Consider the following 19,017-nt stretch of genomic DNA (forward strand, 5'->3'; position numbering starts at 1 on the left):
GCACCATGCCATCCTAGATGGGGTTGAAGGGCTTGCTTTAAGGCGCTATACTGATTCATAGGGTTTTCGAGATTAGTGCTATTTCTCATAAAACCCTACTCCCGCCTACTTTTCAAGCTTTTTGTCCTGTACTTAGCACCACAACTAGGGGAGAGCTTTAAAGATTAGCTATTTTTCTGGTGATAGTGAGGATGAAAGGTTTCCAAGCAAGACTGATTAAATAACCCAATCCTGCCACTAAAATAATTGTCGCCCCTGAGGTGAGATTTAAACTATAGGATAACCATAAACCAATCAAAGTAAAGACAATTCCTAAAATAATCGCTAGGACCATCATTCCCTTCATATTTTTAACAAATTGTCCACTGATAGCCGCAGGAATAGTTAACAAAGCAATTACCATAATTAATCCTACTACCTGCATTACTGCCACAATAGTTAAAGCGGTTATTCCCATTAAACCTAAATAAATTATCTCCACGGGAATATTACGAATAATCGCAAAGGTTTCATCAAAAGATATGGCTAACAACTCCTTATAAAAGATACTAACTAAGGCTATAATTAATATATCTATGCCCGCCATTATCCATAAATCATCCCTCGGTACAGTTAAAATACTACCAAAAAGATAACTCATTAAATCAGCTTTATACCCGGGGGTTAAATCAATAAAAATTACCCCAATCGCCATACCAATCGCCCACATCACCCCGATTAAAGTATCGGCTCTCTCGCGGATGCGACGCTGTAAAAACCCCATGCCTAAAGCCGAAAAAAAGGTAAAAAATATCGCCCCCACCACGGGATTAATCCCCAAAAAATAACCGATTCCTATCCCTCCATAGGCAGCGTGAGCGATTCCCCCACTGATAAAAACCACGCGATTAACTACTACCAAAGTACCAACAATCCCACAGGCAATACTAACCAATATTCCTGCTGCGATCGCATGGCGCATAAAATCAAATTGTAAAGCCTCTAGCATAGGTTGTTTTCAGTAATCAGTAATCAGTAATCAGTAATCAGTCAACAGTCAACAGTAATCAGTAATCAGTAATCAGTAATCAGTAATAAAGACAGTACTGTTAATGTTATTTAATAAGGACCCAGACAGAATTAATTACACATATTTTTCCCTTGCCTCGGCAAAAATAAGGATTAAATGGCCTAAAATCTGTCACGAGACCATTTAATTAATTATTATTCATTCTTAATTCTCCTAACTACTGACTACTGGCTACTGACTCCGTTCGTGAGCTTTTGTCGAACGCTGATCTCACGGCCGAAGCCTAACCCTAACAACAATTTTTGATTTTTACAAGGGGTTTTCTCTTTCCAGAGTGTGGATTTAATTTTGTCCAACTACTTACTCCTCACTTCATACTGCTGACTGAAAACTCAAATCTGATCACTAATCACTGCCTAGTAATTTAGGATCATACATCCACTGACATCAATTCCTCGACTAAATCAAAATTAGCCGTTACCGATTGCACATCATCGAGGGATTCTAGGGTGTCGATTAACTTGAATAAAAGACGGGCCTGCTCTCGATCGCTCACTTCTAGGGTATTAGTGGGAATCCAGCGTAATTATGCTTCTTTAAGCTTAAATCCCGCTTCTTGGAGAACTTTATTCAATCTCTCCAGGTTAGACACCTCAGTAAACACCTCTGCTCCTTGACCTTCCTCCTGACTCTCAAAAAACTCGTAGGATTGGGCTTCTCCCTCTAGGGAAGCTTCTAAAAGCTTATCCTCATCAATAGTTCCCTCAAGGCGAATTACCCCCTTATGGTCAAACATCCAGCCCACACAGCCCGTTTCGCCTAAATTACCGCCATTTTTGCTAAAAGCCGCCCGCAGAGCCGCTGCCGTGCGATTGCGATTATCGGTCAGTGCTTCGATCAGGATCGCCACCCCTCCGGGACCATAACCCTCGTAGCGAATTTCTTCAAAAGCCGAGTCATTTTCAAAAGTTCCCGCCCCTTTAGCGATCGCTCTTTCGATATTTTCATGAGGAATACCGGCCGCCTTGGCTTTTTCGATCGCCGTGCGTAGCTGAAAATTGCCCGCCGGATCGGCAACCCCGTTACGGGTAGCCACGATAATCGCCCGGGATAACTGGGTGAAAGTTTTGCCTTTTTTTGCGTCAACGCGGGCTTTTTGTCGTTTAATATTTGCCCATTTACTATGACCAGCCATATCTATAACGGTTATCTTAATGGTGAGGTACGCTGTATCATCGAAAATACTGGGTTTAAAACCCCGTCCTTTTAGGACGGCTTGACATTGAGAATGTTTCGCTAATCAGTGAACTGAAAACTCACATCTGATCAATGATAACTGATAAATGATACGATTAGTCTGGGCTTCACCTTGACGAGAAAGATTGTCATCGATGGCGAAAAATTCTCTTCGAGATTATTTAAATAAAACGGCGACCATAATAATTAACCATTGCCTGACTAATCAAATGGGCAAATTGGTAGTTGGATATAATCCAGGTATCAAGCCAGAGATTAATATCGGCTGTTCTAACAATCAAAACTTTGTGCAAATTCCTTTTTGGCAGTTGAGACAAAAACTGAAAGATTTGTGTTCGAGGTACGGAATGGGGTATGGTGAACAAGAGGAATCTTACGCCTCTAAAGCTAATTTTTACGATCAAGATCAGATTCCTATTTACAATGCCAATAATCCCAGTCAACAGAAGTTTTCTGGCAGAAGGATTAAGGGAGGATTCTATAGAATAAAGGATAAGCATCTTGTGGCCGCCGATATTAATAGGAGTGCCAATATTTTAGTTAAAAGTAAGCACAGACTCAGTGTTGAGCGAGTGTCTAGCGGGTTTTTGGCTACCCCTTTCAGGATTTACATCTCTTAAGAATCCCCGTCCGTTTTAAGTGTCAAAATTAAAATAAATAGGGTCATCTGGCCGAATTCGGTTAAAACCGACTTGAATTATTACTTTGTCTGAGGAGCTTTTCAAATTGACAGACGATCGCGTTTATTGGTTAGCATGGTCAAGTATTGCTGGAGTTGGGCCAATTTCCCTGAAGCGACTCTATCAGCATTTTGGCAGTGTCGCTGTGGCTTGGAATGCGTCCGCTTCTGCGATCGCAGAAGTGGCGGGATTTGGCAAAAAGTTAATGGTAGCGGTCCAGGAAGGGCGATCGCAAATTGACCCAGAAGCTCTTTTCGCCGAACATATCCAGAAAAACCCCCTTTTTTGGACTCCTAGCGACCCAGAATATCCCCGCTTTCTCTGGGAAATTCCCAGTCCGCCCCCCTTACTTTACTATCAAGGAAAGGTCAATTTAGGGGAAAATCAGGGAAATATCCCCACCGTCGCCATTGTGGGTACTCGTAACCCCACGGAGCACGGCCGGCGCTGGGCGCGGCGCTTAAGTACCCTTTTGGCCCAACAGGGATTTACTATTGTTTCTGGTATGGCCGAAGGAATTGATGGAGAGGCACACCAAAGCTGTTTAAAAGCGGGGGGAAGGACGATTGCCGTCTTGGGAACGGGGGTCGATGTGGTTTATCCTAGTCGTCATCGGCAGCTACAGGCGGACATCCAAAAGCAGGGTTTAGTCATAAGTGAACATCCTGCGGCAACTCAACCGAATAAAGCCCATTTTCCCAGTCGTAATCGCATTATCGCCGGTTTAAGTCGTGCGACGATTGTTGTCGAGGCCCCAGAAAGGTCAGGCTCCCTGATCACTGCCAGTTATGCTAACGAATTTGGCGGCGATATCTATGCTTTACCCAATTCTCCCGATATTGCTGCCGCTAGGGGTTGTTTACAACTGATTCATCAGGGGGCAGAAATTATCGTTTCTGAGGAGAAATTATTAGAAATGTTGGGGGCAATTCCCACCATAAACCAATCTGCACCAGTTAATCTCTCCCCTTCACTCCCTCCAGAGAAATCCCCAGTAGTTAATCTTACTCCTCAACCGAATCTAGAACCTAGATTGGTACAAGTGTATGAGTTGTTTGATAGAGATGCTCTGTTGTTTGACATTATTGTTCAAAAAATGCAAATCCCCACCTCAGAAGTGGCGGGGATCTTATTGGAATTAGAATTAATAGGTTTAGTGACTCAGTTACCCGGTATGCGTTACCAGAAAACCTAGTCAACTACTCTACAGGTGTTTAGTTAGGGTATTAGCTAAAGTGGTTTTCGGTACAGCCCCGACCACCATATCGACTTTTTGACCTCCTTTGAAGATCATCAGAGTGGGAATACTGCGAATCCCGTACTGACTAGCGACATTGGGGTTTTCGTCGGTGTTGAGTTTCACCACCTTGACTTGCCCTTCGAACATTTCGGCAATTTCTCCGACAACGGGAGCCACCATTCGACAAGGGCCGCACCAAGGAGCCCAGAAATCCACTAGGACAGGGTCGGCACTATCTAAAACTACTTCTTTAAAGGTGGCATCTGTAACGGCAGGAACCTCTGACATACTTAAGAAATCCTCTAGTAATCACGGTTATCTAGAATACGCAAAAATTCCATTCTAGAGATTCGTGGTGCGATGTTGACATTCCACTGGTGAAAAGGACGAGAACTAGCTCTAAATCCAATGTAGAGGCTTTAACTTGCATCAGAGGTAGCTTCTTGGATCAATTTCACAAGGGGCATTCTTGTATTTTATAACCCTAGAGGCTCTATTTTGACTTTTTTTTGATAAAGTTTTGTAATATTGCCCCGGTCAGGGAGGGGTGATGGCAGCCAGATCAAATTTTCCTGAAGAAAAACCCGAAAAGTCAGCGATTTTATCTAGACTTAACCTGAGTTTGATTATGATCAGCATAGGCCACCTCCTAATTGAGCTTTTCTATGAAAATTCTGGTCTTAAATGCGGGATCGAGCAGTCAAAAAAGTTGTTTGTACGATTTAGAGTTTCTCCCCGGCCATCCTCCCCAACCAATTTGGGCAGCGGGGATCGATTGGACTGTTAACCCTGATTACGGGGTTTTAACGGTAAAAGCTAAGGGAATTAAACAGGAAATTAATCTTTCTAGTCAGGATCGTCCGGCGGCAATTGCTCGGATGTTAGATACCTTAGTCACTGGCGAAACTAAGGTAGTAGCCAACCTCGCCGACATTAGTATAGTCGGTCATCGAGTTGTCCATGGTGGCACGGAATATTCCCAGGCGACCATGATCACTCCGCCAGTCAAAGAAACGATTAAAAAGCTGATTCCCCTTGCTCCTAGCCATAATCCCGCTCATTTAGAAGGAATTGAGGCAATCGAGCAAGTTTTCGGCGATGTTGCTCAAGTAGCAGTGTTTGACACTGCTTTTCATCGTTCTATCCCTCCTGAGTCTTCTCTTTATCCCATTCCCTACCAATGGAGTGAACTGGGAATCCGTCGCTATGGTTTCCATGGCACCAGTCATCAGTACTGCTCCCAACGGGCCGCCGAATTGCTGGGAAAACCCCTAGAATCCTTGAAAATGGTGATCTGTCATCTGGGCAATGGTGCTTCCCTATCGGCAGTCAAGGGGGGTAAAAGTATCGATACCACCATGGGATTTACTCCCCTAGAGGGATTGATGATGGGAACCCGCAGCGGTTCGATCGATCCAGGGATTCTGATTTATCTAGAGCGAGAATATCAATATAATCCCGATAGTTTAAATGGCTTGCTCAATAAAGAATCCGGTTTAAAGGGAATTTCCGGTATTTCTGGGGATATGCGGGCAATTACCACGGCAATGGCCGAAGGCAACCAGAGGGCAAAATTAGCATTTGAGATGTATATTCATCGTCTGAAAAGTTTAATCGGATCGATGATCGCTTCTCTAGAGGGGTTAGATGTGTTGGTATTTACGGCAGGAATCGGCGAAAATTCAGCTTTAGTACGGGAAAAAGCCAGTCAAGGCTGGTCTTTTTTGGGTTTAGAGTTAGATTTGGCTAAAAATGCCGCCCATCCCCAGGATGAGGATATCGCCAGCGAGACATCTAAAGTGCGAGTGATGGTAATTGCTACGGCGGAAGATTGGGCGATCGCACGAGAATGCTGGCATTTATCTCCATAGACCTTACCGTTGGCCATTCTCTTTTGGCTGTTCCGCTGCGGGAATCTCGATAATCGGATGGTTGAGAGCAATCATCAAATGGTCTCCCTCTTGGCTAATATTGCCCGGACTGATTGCCATTCGAGAGAGAGGAGCATTGCGTCCCGAGACGAAGTAGGAGCCAACAGCGATCGCCATAGCAGTGAAAATTGCGCCACCATAAACATAATATTGCCGACGACGCTGACCATCGACTTTTCTCAACACCTGTTCTGCTAACTGGTCGCTGGCAATAGTAACCGGTACGGGAATTTGCTTTAAATTAGTTTGTAATCCCAAGAGCTGCTGATAGAGTTTTTTAGCAGCAGCATCATGGTCTAACCAATGCTGAACTAGCTTCCTTTCCTCTACCGTTACTTCGTTATCAATATAGGCACTAATTAAATCGAAACGATCAGCTTCTTCGTTATCCTCATCTAAGAATAAAATATCCTCGGTTGCGGAGTTGGAATCGCCGTCATCGTGACGTAACAAAGACTTGATCCATTGAACGTCTTCGGGTTGATAATTATTCATGGTTGACCTCGACCGGAAGCGATCGGTATGCAATCACTTTTCACCAGCACGGAGCTAGTTAAATTTAACGACTCCTCACTTCGGCCGTTAGTGCCGAATCACCACAATTTTCTTTAGCCTTCCGTAAAATAGGGCTGTAAAACAGATTGTAATTTAGCGCGAGCGCGAGCAATGCGGGATTTAACAGTTCCTAAAGAAACTTCCGTGATCTCGGCAATTTCTTCGTAGGCCATACCTTCAATTTCTCGGAGAATAATAGTTGTCCGAAAAGCTTCAGGTAAATCAGCGATCGCCGCCTGTAATTGATCGTAGAATTCGTGGGTGGTGAGATGTTCATCGGGACTGGGGTAATCGGACTCGATATCCCAATCGATTTCGCCATCTTCCACGCGCCGGGGAGCATCGAGGGAAATGGGGTGATTAACCCGCTTGCGTTTCCGCAATTCGTCGTAAAAAAGATTGGTAGCAATGCGACTTAACCAACCGCGGAACTTGAGGGGTTCATGGAGACGGTTAATATTGCGATAGACGCGAATCCAGACCTCTTGAGCCAAATCAGCGCGATCTTGCCAATCGGGAGCCAAATGATAGAGTAATTTATCAACATGAGCTTGATAGCGTCGCAGCAGTTCCGCAAAAGCTGCTCGATCTGGCTGACACCCTTCCTGACAGCGTGCAATTAGATCGTAGTTGGAGAGTTTGTCAGGGGACACGGGGTTTTGAGACTTTTTGGACTCAAGTGACCAAGATGCTGGAATCGATTGACTCATGGGATTTCCTCAAGGGTATAAGCTCCTCACTCAGAGGTTGAGGACGGGAGAAGTCAGTAAAGGTTCCCGAAAATAAATAATTTTTTTCCCATATTTTTATTCTAACTGATCGAAGCGATCGGATCGGGTTCCCATAGCTGAGTCGATAGCCAAACTCTCAAGCTCAAACCCCTTCCGTCGGATTTCTTGTTTTCTTCTGGTTTGTCTGACTCTAGTTGCTGATTTACCGAAGGGTTTGTCGATTCACCTTCCTCTTAGTTGTAAAATGCCTGTAACTCTAGTCTCTCCCCAACCCCCAACCCCTATTTTCCGTCTAAACTTTTGTCTAGGGGTAGTCTGGGAAAGTATGGACAACTGTTAAACTAAGTAATTCGGGACTCAGATCACAATATAGACTATGGCTTACTATTGGTTTAAAGCATTTCACCTGATTGGGGTGGTTGTTTGGTTTGCGGGATTATTTTATTTAGTACGTTTGTTTGTATATCATGCGGAGGCAGCAACAGAAACGGAACCCGCACAAGCTATTCTGAAAGCGCAATACGAGATCATGGAGAAGCGACTCTACAATATCATTACCACACCGGGGATGATTGTCACCGTGGCCATGGCGATCGGTTTAATCTCCACAGAACCGGAAATTTTAAAATCGGGATGGTTACATATTAAATTATCCTTTGTGGTTCTTTTACTGCTCTATCATTTCTACTGTGGTCGCATCATGAAAAAGCTAGAAAAAGGGGAATGTAATTGGACGGGACAACAATTCCGGGCGTTAAATGAAGCACCAACCCTGTTATTAGTAGTTATTGTCCTTTTGGCAGTATTTAAGAATCAATTACCCCTCGATTTGACCACTTGGTTAATTGTAGCTTTAGTGGTATTAATGGCGGTGACAATCCAACTTTATGCTAAAAAACGTCGCCAAGATCAAGAAAAACTTCGGCAAAATACTCCCCAAAAAGAGGAAGTAGCGACCAGGTAAATTATCCTAATCCTTTTCTAGGTTTCCAGGATAACAGTTAAGAGTGGTTTGACAGCTGTGGGATGGTCTTTTTAGTCCATCCCAATTGTATAGGGAGAAACCTTTAGCTTTTAATTTTTTGGCTTTTTGCTATTTTTGAGCTTATACCAAAACTATTTGTAATAGTGTGATTAACTCCCAAGCTATGGATTGTTTCTCCCCGCTCCGGCGCTCCGCTGCTCCCCTATACTTTTTAAACAGGATTTAGTATTATAAACCTCTTGCATAATTAATTTTTCAGGGTTCAAAAACGGCAAAAATAAGGATTAAATTGCCTAAAGTCTGTAAATAGACCATTTAACTGATGATTATTTATTCTTAATTCTCCTGACTACTGACTACTGGCTACTGACTCCTAACCCTAACAACAATTTTTGATTTTTACAAGAGGTCTTATGAATAATTGCTGGATAGATTGGGAAAAAATAACTAGGGATTTTCTGAGTTCCCGCAAAATCAAGCAAGTTGCTGAATTGCGAGGATTCTATCGAGTTAATCCCTCTGGTATTCCTAGAATTCCCCCCGATTTAGAGTTGAGAGACTACCAAAATACAGCGATTATCAGTTGGTTTCGTAATCGGGGACGGGGAACTTTAAAAATGGCCACCGGCAGCGGTAAAACTATTACTGCTTTAGCTATTGCCATGGAACTTTACCAAGCGATAGAATTGCAAGTATTATTAGTGATTTGCCCCTATCGTCACCTAGTCAATCAATGGCAACGAGAAGCGGAAAAATTTAATCTTAAACCTATTTTAGCCTACGAAAGTGTCCATATATGGCAAAGTCAACTATCCACAGAATTATATAATGTGCAAGCGGGTAATCAAAAATTTGTCACTATTTTAACTACTAACTCAACTTTTATTAGCGAGGGGTTTCAATCACAAATAAAATTTTTTCCTGATAAAACTTTAATCGTTGGTGATGAAGCCCATAATTTAGGTTCCCCCCGATTAGAAGAGTTATTACCCCGTTCTTTAGGTCTAAGATTGGCTTTATCCGCCACTCCTGAAAGATATTTTGATGAGGAAGGAACCGACGCTATTCTTGATTATTTTGGGCAAATTCTACAGCCAGAATTTACCCTAGCTGATGCTATTAGTAAAGGTGCTTTAGTCAATTATTTTTATTATCCAGTCTTGGTTGAATTAACCGATGGTGAGGCTTTATTATACGCAAAATTAACCCAAAGGATCGGCTGGATTTTACAGAAAAATAGTAATTTCAATGGCAATGAAAATTTGACAGCATTGTTAATGCAAAGGTCACGATTAGTCGGTTCAGCAAGTAATAAATTACAGGCTTTACAACAACTGATGCAAGAGCGTTTAGATACGAATCATACTTTATTTTATTGTGGGGATGGTTATCTGGAAAATTATACTGCTAATTATCGTCGTCAAGTAGAGGCAGTTACTCATTTATTGGGCAATCAATTAGGTTATCGAGTTGCTACCTACACCGCAGAAACTTCCCTAGAAGAACGAGAAAAAATTCGCCAACAATTTGAGGAGGGTTATCTGCAAGGATTAGTGGCAATTAGATGTTTAGATGAGGGAGTAGATCTGCCATCAATTCAAAACGCAGTCATTCTGGCTAGTAGTGGTAATCCTCGACAATTTATTCAGCGTCGCGGGCGAATATTGCGCCCCCATCCCGAAAAAAAACAGGCCACTTTATTTGATATGATTGTTATGCCACCCACCTTAGATCGAGAAATCTGGGAAGTAGAAAGGAATTTATTACGCAAGGAATTAAAACGCTTTCTAGAGTTTGCCCAATTAGCTATTAATGCTCAAGAAGCTGAGACTAAACTAGGGGAGATTCAAGATAGATATTGTCTTTTGTCTAATTAAAACTTGAAAAGTTAAATCTTGGCAGCTTTTATGCTAGGATAGAGGTTAGTCAAGAATTGATCGCTGAGAAAAATTAACCCAACCGAATAGCGATCGATAAAGTTGTATAATTTTCTTTCCTCTACTTCTAAACTTCTATGCCTCCCCGTCAACAACCCCGCCGCATTGCCCGAGAACTTGCCCTTTTGAGTTTAAGTCAGATTAAAGGCAATCCTGAAAACCTGGAACAGCAAACTTTAAACGATTTAATTTTAGTCGCAGTTAGAACCTTAACCCTGGAAATTCAAGAAACCTTAGAAACTGCCGCTGCTGAAATTAGTCGTGGTAATGAACGGATTCTCGCTAGTGATACCAAGGCAACAAATCTAAAAAGCGCCCAAACCATGGTAAAAGAGGCAATTTCTCTTACCCATAATGCCATTAATCGTTTGGGAACCGTGATAGATTTTCCCGAAATTGTCCAGTTATCTAGTCAGTACGAAGTGCGGGAATATGCCCTAGAATTAATCGGTACAGTCTATCGTCGTCGTGCGGAAATCGAACAGGAATTAACCAGCGCTTTAGTAGATTGGCAACTGCATCGTTTACCAAGAATTGATCGGGATATCCTGCAAATTGCCGTGGCAGAAATGCTCTATCTCGATATACCTCAAAAAGTAGCAATTAATGAAGCGATCGAATTAGCCAAACGTTATTCTGATGATGAAGGTTATCGCTTTATTAATGGCGTTCTCCGACGGGTAACAAATAAGCTAAACGAAGCAGAAAAAGCCGTATCTACCCAGAGTTAAACGGGGAGTAAATTAATACTACAATGACCACATTTTATAGGGAAATTTCTGTAAGTTGCTATTGTAGTAGCACCCATCTCCCGTGACTTCTTCGCCGATCCAATCAGGAATAGTAATGACTTGCTCCTCTTGTTCTAACTCAATTTCAGCCATAATTAAACCTTGATTATCTCCTAAAAACTCATCAACTTCCCAAGTTAAATCATCCAAAGAAATGCGATGACGAATTTTTTCAATTAAAGGTTTTTTACAGAGGTTTTCTAACATGATCTCCGCATCTTCTAGGGGAATTGCATACTCGAACTCCAGCCGACTAATACCCTCAGTCTTGCCTTTAATGGTTAAATAACCCAGATCTCCAACTACACGAACTCGCACAGTTGTCAATCCCTCTTGGGTAGGAATATATCCCTGACGATACAACTTCCCGGTCGCAAGCGATCGCCAAGAATCCCCTTTAACCAGAAACTTCCGTTCAATTTCAACAGTCATAAGTTTTTGATTAAGCCGTAGCCACGGCAGCACCCTGGGTTCCTAGTTGAATTAACTCGATCTTGTAGCCATTAGGATCTTCCACGAAAGCAATCACCGTAGAACCGTGTTTCATCGGGCCCGGCTCCCTGGTAACATTACCACCAAGGACTTTAATTTTCTCACAGGTGCTATGGATATCATCCACGCCTAGGGCAATATGACCGTAAGCATTACCCACTTCGTAGCGATCGACTCCCCAATTATAGGTCAGTTCGATGACAGCATGATTAGCCTCATCGCCATAACCGACGAAAGCGAGGGTAAATTGACCATTGGGATAGTCTTTCTGGCGCAGTAACTTCATTCCTAGCACATCGCAGTAAAATTGTAGAGATTCCTGCAAGTTATTGACCCGGAGCATGGTGTGTAAGAGACGCATGATTATTTTTAGATGACATCGATCGAAAAATTACTTATCCTTGATTGTAACCAGTGCTTGGGCCTTCTTATCTCCTTGAGGCTCAACCATTATAATAATACAAGTGTACGAAAAACTCACCAGTAAAATCACCTGCTCCCCAAAGCGGTTAATAGCTGTGAACAGAATCACCTAGTTTGATCAAATCTCTGGGACTGCAATATAATGTTAAATGTCTAGGGAAGTATAGAAAATAGGAATTGGCACGGGTTAAAACTATGCGTTTTTATTTAGAGTATATCAATCACTTAGGTCGTTTACAGAAAAAATCCGCCCATCGTCGTCTGCAAGCGGGTTTCACGATTACAGAAGTTTTACTGGCAGGTGTAATGATGCTGATTGCCGTCTTGGTGTCGGGAATTGGCGTGATTAACCTGCTCAGAAGCAATTATCGAGCTAATGCCGATAGTGAAATCCGAAATAATCTTAATCGTACTCTAGAGTTTGTTTCAGACGACCTGAGACGGGCAAGAATTATCCTTCCGAGGGAAGATGTGATCAAGACGGATAAAGTACCCAATTGGGAAACAATAAAAGCAAACAAAGGAGCGCAAGCAGTTCTTGCTTTCCAAATTCCCGACCCCAACAATCCCGGTAATGCTCCACTCACTCAACAGATCGTTTACTATACCGCAGACCCTCAAAACAGCTTAACCGGTCCGCGAGTCTTGTGGCGCTATGGTCCGGACTTGGACGCTAATGGCAACTACATCACCCCCGCAGATATTAATACTTGGCAACATTCCCCCGTCACTGATAGGTTAGCGGCGGCTGCTGTTAGCCCCAATTGTCCCAAGGATTTTAACCGAATCCCCGCCAATCCTAGCAGTGCGGACGGTTTTTATACCTGTGTTCGCGAACTTGGTGATCAAGTGATTTTGAATGCCAACGCTCAGGTAGAGATGACTACTCTGACTGCTGGAAAAAGGGATAAAGTTGACTACGCTGCCAGTACCAGAGTTGCCACCAGAGCCTTTGAACTATTTGATATCCCACCCACTTTTGCTCTGGGAGCTAATATAGGAGCTAAGAAAATAGAAACTATACCCGTCCTTAACATAGCAGCAAATGTTATGGCTGAAGTTATTCAAGGACCCAATTGTTCCCCCTGCAGTGTTGCTGCTTCGCCTGACCCTAATGCTCCGCCACCAGGAGTAGATATTCCTTCAACTGTTCCGGTAAATGCTGGAGAAGCTGTTATAATCAGGGTCAATGACCTGATTAATAACCAATTTCCGGATACCAGTCAGGGTCAAGAAATAAATGCATATACCTCTACTAGCACCAATTCACCCAGGCCCCTTAATAATAACCAGGTTTTATTGGTGTTTACGACGAGTACGACTCCGCTAAACTCCTATCAGGTTTTATTAACTATTACCCCTAAATAAACTTATGGCAATAAGCTGGAACCTTGATGTTCTCCTCCTTAGTTAACTCTATTACTTCCAGGAAATCATGGTAAAATCCCCTTAACTGGATTCTGGGCTAAAAAATCTAACTTAAACAGCGAATTGCCTCCAATAAACCCCTCGCTTTGTTGAGGGTTTCTTCGTACTCTTTCTCCGGCTCAGAATCAGCTACTAACCCTGCTCCCGCTTGCACAGAAACCAGATAATTTTGATTACCTTGGGGACGAACAATCATAGTGCGAATCGTGATCGCACTATTTAACTGTCCCTCAAAATCGTAGTAACCATAAACCCCTGAATAGGGACCACGACGACAGGGTTCTAATTCATGGATAATTTCCATGGCGCGAATTTTCGGGGCCCCACTGACGGTTCCCGCCGGAAAACAAGCTTTTAATAAATCCCAAGCAGTTTTATCGGTTGCTAAATCCCCCACCACATTACTAACAATGTGCATAACGTGGGAATAACGTTCAATGATCATTAATTCATCCACTTTGACCGTACCTCGATCGCACACCCGGCCTAGATCATTTCTGCCCAAATCCACTAACATAATATGCTCGGCAATTTCTTTGGGATCTTGCAGTAAATCCGTTGCTAAAGCTTGGTCTTCATTGAAGTTTTGTCCCCGGCGACGGGTGCCAGCAATTGGTCTGACCGTAGCCTTTATTTTACCTAATTCGTCCCGTTCTGCCTTAACCATCACTTCAGGACTAGAGCCAATAATTTGCCAATCCTTAAAGTTATAAAAAGCCATGTAGGGAGAAGGATTAATCAGACGCAGAGAACGATATAAATCGAAGGGATGACCCTGATAATTGGCATTTAAACGCTGGGAAATAACCACCTGAAAAATATCCCCCGCTTTGATATAATCCTTAGCTTTCAGGACATTTTGACAGAATTTTTCCTGAGTTGTATTGCTTTCATAGACTAATTCTTTCCCCTGACCAACCGGTAATAATTCTAGAGTTTTGGCATTAGTTGGTAGGGGTAATCGTAACTTGAGAACTAACTGGGTCACTCGATCGCAGGCCGCTTGATAAGCGGCCGCTAAATCGGGATTTTTACCCCGGATATCGGCATAAGCTATCGCCCAGATTTTCCGTTTAACTTGATCGAAAATAATTAGATTATCCACCTGCATCCAAATACCATCCGGTAGATCGGCATCGGTAGCGGGATAAATAGGCACTCGCGGTTCGATCCAATTAATTAATTCATAACCCCAAAAACCAAATAAACCCCCTATTCCGGCGGGTAATTGCGGCAATTTAACCGGCACAATCGGGGCTAAACATTGAGTTAAAATCTCGAAAGGATCCCCGGAAAAAATCTCTTGAGAACCATCGCGAAAAGTTTGGGTAGTGGTGTTTCCCCGCGCTTCTAATACCCAGACGGGATCGCCTCCTAAAAAGCTGTAGCGTCCCAAGGTTTCGCCCCCTTCCACCGACTCTAATAAAAAATTGTAGGCTTGATCGGCACAAATTTTATACCAGGCCGAAACGGGCGTTTCTAGGTCAGCGATCCATTCTTGATAGACAGGAATAAAGTTACCTTGGCCGGCGAGTTGACGAAAGCGATCGAAGTCGGGGAAGATCATATTTTGATGGTTCAGGAAACGGATAGCACAACACTTGTAGGGGAGAAAACTGATACTAAATCCTGTTTAAAAGGTATAGGAGAGTGGGAAGAAGGAATTAGGAATTAGGAATTAGGAGTTATGAAGGAGTGGGAAATGGGAAGTGGGAAGTGGGAAGTAACAGAAATCGAGAGTCAGAAGTTAAATCTTGGGGCTAAATAGCTTCTAAATCTAACTCCCCACTCTCGATTTTAGGGATTATTTATGCTTCGTAGGGAGTGACACCAGAGAACTTAATTGTCGCTGGTTCGGGGTTTTTGCCGATATTGCGGTCTTTTTTGCCGAAAAATTCACGACCGGCGTTAACTTTTTCGGGGAAGACACCATCAGCAGGGTGGAGATACTGCACTTCACCACTGGGGTAAATCCGATAGATTTTGTAATCTTCGATTTTGGGCTTGAATTTCGTCCGCAATTGGGTACCAAGAGCGAGCGCGTGTTCTTTGCGGGCTAAATAGAGGAGATTTTCGCCTTCGTTCATGATAGCGGCGCCACCGGTGGGCATTTCAAAGACTTGTTCTTTGCTGCTTGTCCAGGTGATGGCGTACTTTTCTTCCAGATCGGCTTTGGCGAGTAAACCGCCCGTGCTGCCACCGAACTTAGGAGCTTTTCCAGAAAGTTCTGTCATAGGATTTTGTTCTCTCTACAAAAATAAAGAAAAGGGGTTTTAGGGAATCCTATCACTGACACCCCCTCTCTCTAGTAGTCTTGTCAAGAACTGTAACATTATTTTGTACTAGACTATAGAACTAGGATTTACCGAAAAAGTTTTTCGTGGAGGCAGGGTGTGGCCCCCCCAACCCCCCCGACATCGGGGGGGCAGGGGGGGTGTGGGGTGTGGGGTTTTACCCATTTTCAGGCAAAAAGTGCCTAAATTTCCCCCCCCGATCACTGCCAGGACTGGCACTTTTTGATTTTAAAAAGGCCTAAAAATATTATCCAACAGGGTTTTTAGATTTATTCAGCCACACCGAACTAAGCCGCCTGGCGCTCGCCCACTGATTTAATCGATCGCCCTTCGGGAAATTTGCCAACTTAAAAAGATTACCGGAATTAATCCCACTAAGACAATGGCCAGGGCCGGGGCTGCCGCTTCCACCAAACGTTCATCACTGGCGTATTGATAAACGCGCACCGCCAGGGTATCAAAATTAAAAGGTCTTAAGACCAAAGTAGCCGGTAATTCCTTCATCACATCGACAAAAACTAACATAGCCGCCGTCAATAATCCCCCCGATAAAAGAGGAATATGCACTTTAATTAAAGTGGCACCAGTGCCATAGCCAAGGCTGCGGGAAGCATCATCTAAACTAGGTTTAATTTTACTTAAACTCGATTCTAACGTGGAAAAAGCTACGGCTAAAAACCGGACAATATAGGCAAAAATCACACAGAAAATCGTGCCGCTCAGAATTAAATTGATATTTAATCCTTGATTGAAAAAGTTATCTAGTTTACCGATAGGAATTAAAACCCCCACGGCGATAACAATGCCGGGGATAGCGTAACCAGCGGCAGCAATCCGCACAGAAAGCTTAAGAGTTTTATTCGGATTAAGTCTTTCCCCGTAGGCGAGAATTAAAGCTAAAACTACCGCAATAATTGCGCTTAAACTAGCCAGAAAAAAACTGTTTCCCGATAAACTAAAAAAGTCATTATTAAAAGTTTCTTGGGCGTGATTAAAGGCTAGATAGGCCAGATAGAAAGCGGGGGCAATAAACCCAAGAAATACTGGTAAAAAACAGGAGATCATTGCCAAGAAACTCCGAACAAGTCCTAGTTCGTACTTAGTCGGTGACTGGAAACGATTGGTCATTTCATAGTAACGAACTTGACGACGGGAGGATTGTTCAAGGAAAACTAAAACGAGGATAAATACCATTAAAACTGTTGATAACTGCCCCGCCGCTATGCGATCGCCCATACCGAACCAAGTATTATAAATCCCCGTGGTAAAAGCATTAATTCCGAAATACTGCACCGTACCAAAATCATTAAGAGTTTCCATTAAAGCTAGAGCTAATCCCGCCATAATTGCCGGTCTTGCTAGGGGTAAAGCGACGGTAAAAAAACCGCGCCAAGGATTACATCCCAAGGAGCGACTTGCCTCCACCGTACAGACAGATTGTTCTAAAAAACCGACCCTTGCTAACAGATAAACGTAGGGATAAAGCACCAGTATTAACATCAGAATCCCCCCCCAGAGAGAACGGATACTAGGAAACCAATAATCCTCGACACTATCCCAAGCGAAAACACTTCTTAAGAACGTCTGCACCGGACCAAAATAGTCCATCATATTGGTATAAGTATAGGCCAAGAGATAGGCAGGAGCGGCAAGGGGTAGTAATAATAACCATTGAAATTGTTGACAACCGGGAAATTGACACATCGTTGTTAACCAAGCGGTGCCGACACCGATGATTAAAACGCCGCTGCCCACCCCGCACATTAACCAAAAAGAATTAACCAGATAATCCCAGAGAACAGTTTCGATCAGATGTTGCCAGACTTGACTAGAATTAGTTAATAAACTACTGGCAACCGATAAAATCGGCAGGGAAACAAGCAGGGCAATTAGTAAAACCGCAATTGTCCATCCCTGTCTAAAAAAAGAGCGAGATTCTTTCAGCAAAAACATTTTCAATAAGATTGTTAAAGCAATTTTTAGAGAACACAGAAAATCTAGCAGAACATTAGTATTAATTAAAACTCTCACTAAAGATATTTCTCCACCCGACGCTCTTCCAACATGGCAGTTACTTCTTGGTCGGTTGGTGCAAGTTGGTCTGTTTTGAGTAAGCCACGCATCCTTTGAATTGCACCAGAACGATCAGGTCTAGCAATTGGGGTACTCTGCAAGGACTCAATAATGGCGCTAACCAGCGCCAGTCGATCGCTCGGTGATAGCTTAACCGCTTCTTCCTTTAGGTCTTGCAGTAACATAGACATTCTTTGGGGCTGAATATTCTGGAATTTACTAAAAATAATTATAACCCTGATTTATGATCAGGGCTGTAGGGCGAGTTAGCAACAACGTAACCCGGGGAATATCAGGAAATTGATGGTGCGTTACACGAGGAAAATTAGTTAATCAATAGGCCTAGGTCTAGGTCATTGGCTCCTAAAAATTAGGATTTCTGTAACAGCTTGCGGTAGTCAAACACGCGAATGAGAGTCCCTTTTTTCGGTAAATCGGCGGCACGAATCCGTAATTTATTGTCCTCGATTAAACGGATATTTTTATCCTTGACTAACTTGAGAAACTCATCTACAGACACCAATTCACAGGCATTTTTATCGGCGGCACTGGTAAAGTATTGAGTTGGGACAGCAATTCGCGGTTGTAAAACTTCGATCGCCTGTTTTGCTTCTTGGGGATTATAATTTTTTGGACCACCTCCCACGGGAATAAAAGCTAAATCTGGCGAACCTAGGAGAATTCTTTGTTCTAATGCGAGCGGGGCCGCTGCTCCCCCTAAATGGACAATACTAATCCCCGCTTGGGTCCAACGCCAGGCCACATTCATACCGAAACGTTGCCCACCCATGCGATCGTGGGCGATACTAATGCCCTGTAATTTTAATTTACCAAGATCATAGGCCCCCGGCTCAAACAAAATTTTCGGATTACCGGGTAAATTCTCGGCCGCCCCTTCATCCCACAGTTGACTACTAATTAAAACGATATCTGCTTCTACTTTTGGCAAAGGAAAACCCGCCGTACAACCAATCGCCCGGAAGGGATTAACTAGGACTCTTTGCCCTCCTCCAGTGAATAAAAAGCAACTATGACCCAACCATTGAACTAAGAGGGAATTATCGGGTTTTTGGGGGGAAGTGGGGTTAGTCGGTTTCGGTTTAGTTTCCGCTAAAACTGCGCTTACTCCCACGGTTAAGAAACTTGCCCCCGCCGATAAGATAAAATTTCGCCTTTTCATAAATATAGATG

18 protein-coding genes and 1 pseudogene are annotated in these 19,017 nt (G+C 43.1%); 7 read left to right on the forward strand and 12 right to left on the reverse strand.

The genetic code is table 11. The features are described from left to right. Nucleotides 1-157: 157 nt before the first annotated feature. Both O9334_RS09765 and O9334_RS09770 read right to left on the reverse strand, forming a co-directional pair. Nucleotides 158-988, reverse strand: coding sequence for a metal ABC transporter permease (locus O9334_RS09765; RefSeq protein WP_045358722.1), 831 nt, complete (start codon nucleotides 986-988; stop codon nucleotides 158-160). A 451-nt stretch (nucleotides 989-1,439) separates the two neighbouring features. Continuing rightward, nucleotides 1,440-2,204, reverse strand: a pseudogene (locus O9334_RS09770) (YebC/PmpR family DNA-binding transcriptional regulator). A 196-nt stretch (nucleotides 2,205-2,400) separates the two neighbouring features. On the opposite strand from O9334_RS09770, the gene O9334_RS09775 reads away from it, so the two are divergent. Together O9334_RS09775 and dprA are read left to right on the forward strand one after the other, a co-directional pair. Beyond that, on the forward strand, nucleotides 2,401-2,886 hold the full coding sequence (locus tag O9334_RS09775) for an IS200/IS605 family accessory protein TnpB-related protein (protein ID WP_288000065.1): 486 nt from the start codon (nucleotides 2,401-2,403) through the stop codon (nucleotides 2,884-2,886). A gap of 106 nt (nucleotides 2,887-2,992) precedes the next feature. Next, nucleotides 2,993-4,141 (forward strand): DNA-processing protein DprA, encoded by a 1,149-nt coding sequence (dprA, locus tag O9334_RS09780; protein WP_045358725.1) that lies wholly within the window; start codon nucleotides 2,993-2,995, stop codon nucleotides 4,139-4,141. 9 nt (nucleotides 4,142-4,150) lie between these two features. Here dprA and trxA read toward each other — a convergent pair whose 3' ends face one another. After that, nucleotides 4,151-4,474, reverse strand: coding sequence for a thioredoxin (trxA, locus tag O9334_RS09785; RefSeq protein WP_045358726.1), 324 nt, complete (start codon nucleotides 4,472-4,474; stop codon nucleotides 4,151-4,153). 377 nt (nucleotides 4,475-4,851) lie between these two features. Here trxA and O9334_RS09790 point away from each other — a divergent pair, with 377 nt between their 5' ends. Next, nucleotides 4,852-6,057 (forward strand): acetate kinase, encoded by a 1,206-nt coding sequence (locus tag O9334_RS09790; protein ID WP_288000068.1) that lies wholly within the window; start codon nucleotides 4,852-4,854, stop codon nucleotides 6,055-6,057. A 3-nt stretch (nucleotides 6,058-6,060) separates the two neighbouring features. Here O9334_RS09790 and O9334_RS09795 read toward each other — a convergent pair whose 3' ends face one another. Together O9334_RS09795 and O9334_RS09800 are read right to left on the reverse strand one after the other, a co-directional pair. Beyond that, nucleotides 6,061-6,612, reverse strand: coding sequence for an anti-sigma factor family protein (locus O9334_RS09795; protein ID WP_045358728.1), 552 nt, complete (start codon nucleotides 6,610-6,612; stop codon nucleotides 6,061-6,063). 113 nt (nucleotides 6,613-6,725) lie between these two features. Beyond that, nucleotides 6,726-7,382 carry a sigma-70 family RNA polymerase sigma factor gene (locus tag O9334_RS09800; protein WP_045358729.1) on the reverse strand — a complete coding sequence of 219 codons (657 nt, stop codon included), beginning with the start codon at nucleotides 7,380-7,382 and terminating at the stop codon, nucleotides 6,726-6,728. A gap of 397 nt (nucleotides 7,383-7,779) precedes the next feature. Between O9334_RS09800 and hemJ the strand changes: the two genes are divergently transcribed. The 3 genes from hemJ to nusB all read left to right on the forward strand — a co-directional run bounded on the left by hemJ (nucleotide 7,780) and on the right by nusB (nucleotide 11,056). After that, on the forward strand, nucleotides 7,780-8,367 hold the full coding sequence (gene hemJ / locus O9334_RS09805) for a protoporphyrinogen oxidase HemJ (protein WP_190380098.1): 588 nt from the start codon (nucleotides 7,780-7,782) through the stop codon (nucleotides 8,365-8,367). Between the two features lie 434 nt (nucleotides 8,368-8,801). Further along, complete coding sequence (locus tag O9334_RS09810) at nucleotides 8,802-10,265, forward strand: DNA phosphorothioation system restriction enzyme (protein ID WP_045358731.1); 1,464 nt, start codon at nucleotides 8,802-8,804, stop codon at nucleotides 10,263-10,265. 137 nt (nucleotides 10,266-10,402) lie between these two features. Beyond that, a complete protein-coding gene (gene nusB, locus O9334_RS09815) occupies nucleotides 10,403-11,056 on the forward strand; it encodes a transcription antitermination factor NusB (RefSeq protein ID WP_002789075.1) in 654 nt (217 codons plus the stop codon). An 18-nt stretch (nucleotides 11,057-11,074) separates the two neighbouring features. On the opposite strand, the gene O9334_RS09820 is transcribed toward nusB, so the two are convergent. Then, a complete protein-coding gene (locus tag O9334_RS09820) occupies nucleotides 11,075-11,548 on the reverse strand; it encodes a CYTH domain-containing protein (protein ID WP_288000072.1) in 474 nt (157 codons plus the stop codon). A gap of 10 nt (nucleotides 11,549-11,558) precedes the next feature. Next, nucleotides 11,559-11,969, reverse strand: coding sequence for a lactoylglutathione lyase (gene gloA / locus O9334_RS09825; RefSeq protein ID WP_190380097.1), 411 nt, complete (start codon nucleotides 11,967-11,969; stop codon nucleotides 11,559-11,561). Between the two features lie 257 nt (nucleotides 11,970-12,226). Between gloA and O9334_RS09830 the strand changes: the two genes are divergently transcribed. Continuing rightward, on the forward strand, nucleotides 12,227-13,399 hold the full coding sequence (locus O9334_RS09830) for a PulJ/GspJ family protein (RefSeq protein ID WP_288000074.1): 1,173 nt from the start codon (nucleotides 12,227-12,229) through the stop codon (nucleotides 13,397-13,399). Nucleotides 13,400-13,505: 106 nt separating this feature from the next. Here the strand turns inward: O9334_RS09830 and trpE are convergent, their stop codons facing one another. From trpE to O9334_RS09855, 5 genes are all read right to left on the reverse strand, one after another. Next, nucleotides 13,506-15,026: an anthranilate synthase component I gene (trpE, locus tag O9334_RS09835; protein WP_190380095.1), complete on the reverse strand. Its 1,521-nt coding sequence runs from the start codon at nucleotides 15,024-15,026 to the stop codon at nucleotides 13,506-13,508. Nucleotides 15,027-15,267: 241 nt separating this feature from the next. Continuing rightward, nucleotides 15,268-15,693 (reverse strand): photosystem I reaction center subunit II PsaD, encoded by a 426-nt coding sequence (locus O9334_RS09840; protein ID WP_045358736.1) that lies wholly within the window; start codon nucleotides 15,691-15,693, stop codon nucleotides 15,268-15,270. A gap of 375 nt (nucleotides 15,694-16,068) precedes the next feature. Continuing rightward, on the reverse strand, nucleotides 16,069-17,706 hold the full coding sequence (locus O9334_RS09845) for an ABC transporter permease (protein ID WP_045358842.1): 1,638 nt from the start codon (nucleotides 17,704-17,706) through the stop codon (nucleotides 16,069-16,071). 77 nt (nucleotides 17,707-17,783) lie between these two features. After that, entirely contained in the window at nucleotides 17,784-18,011 is a 228-nt protein-coding gene (locus O9334_RS09850; RefSeq protein WP_045358739.1) for a hypothetical protein, read from the reverse strand. 185 nt (nucleotides 18,012-18,196) lie between these two features. Next, a complete protein-coding gene (locus O9334_RS09855; protein WP_045358740.1) occupies nucleotides 18,197-19,006 on the reverse strand; it encodes an MBL fold metallo-hydrolase in 810 nt (269 codons plus the stop codon). Nucleotides 19,007-19,017: the final 11 nt, after the last annotated feature.

This window comes from Microcystis sp. LE19-8.1F, assembly GCF_027531715.1.
Classification (GTDB): domain Bacteria; phylum Cyanobacteriota; class Cyanobacteriia; order Cyanobacteriales; family Microcystaceae; genus Microcystis; species Microcystis wesenbergii_A.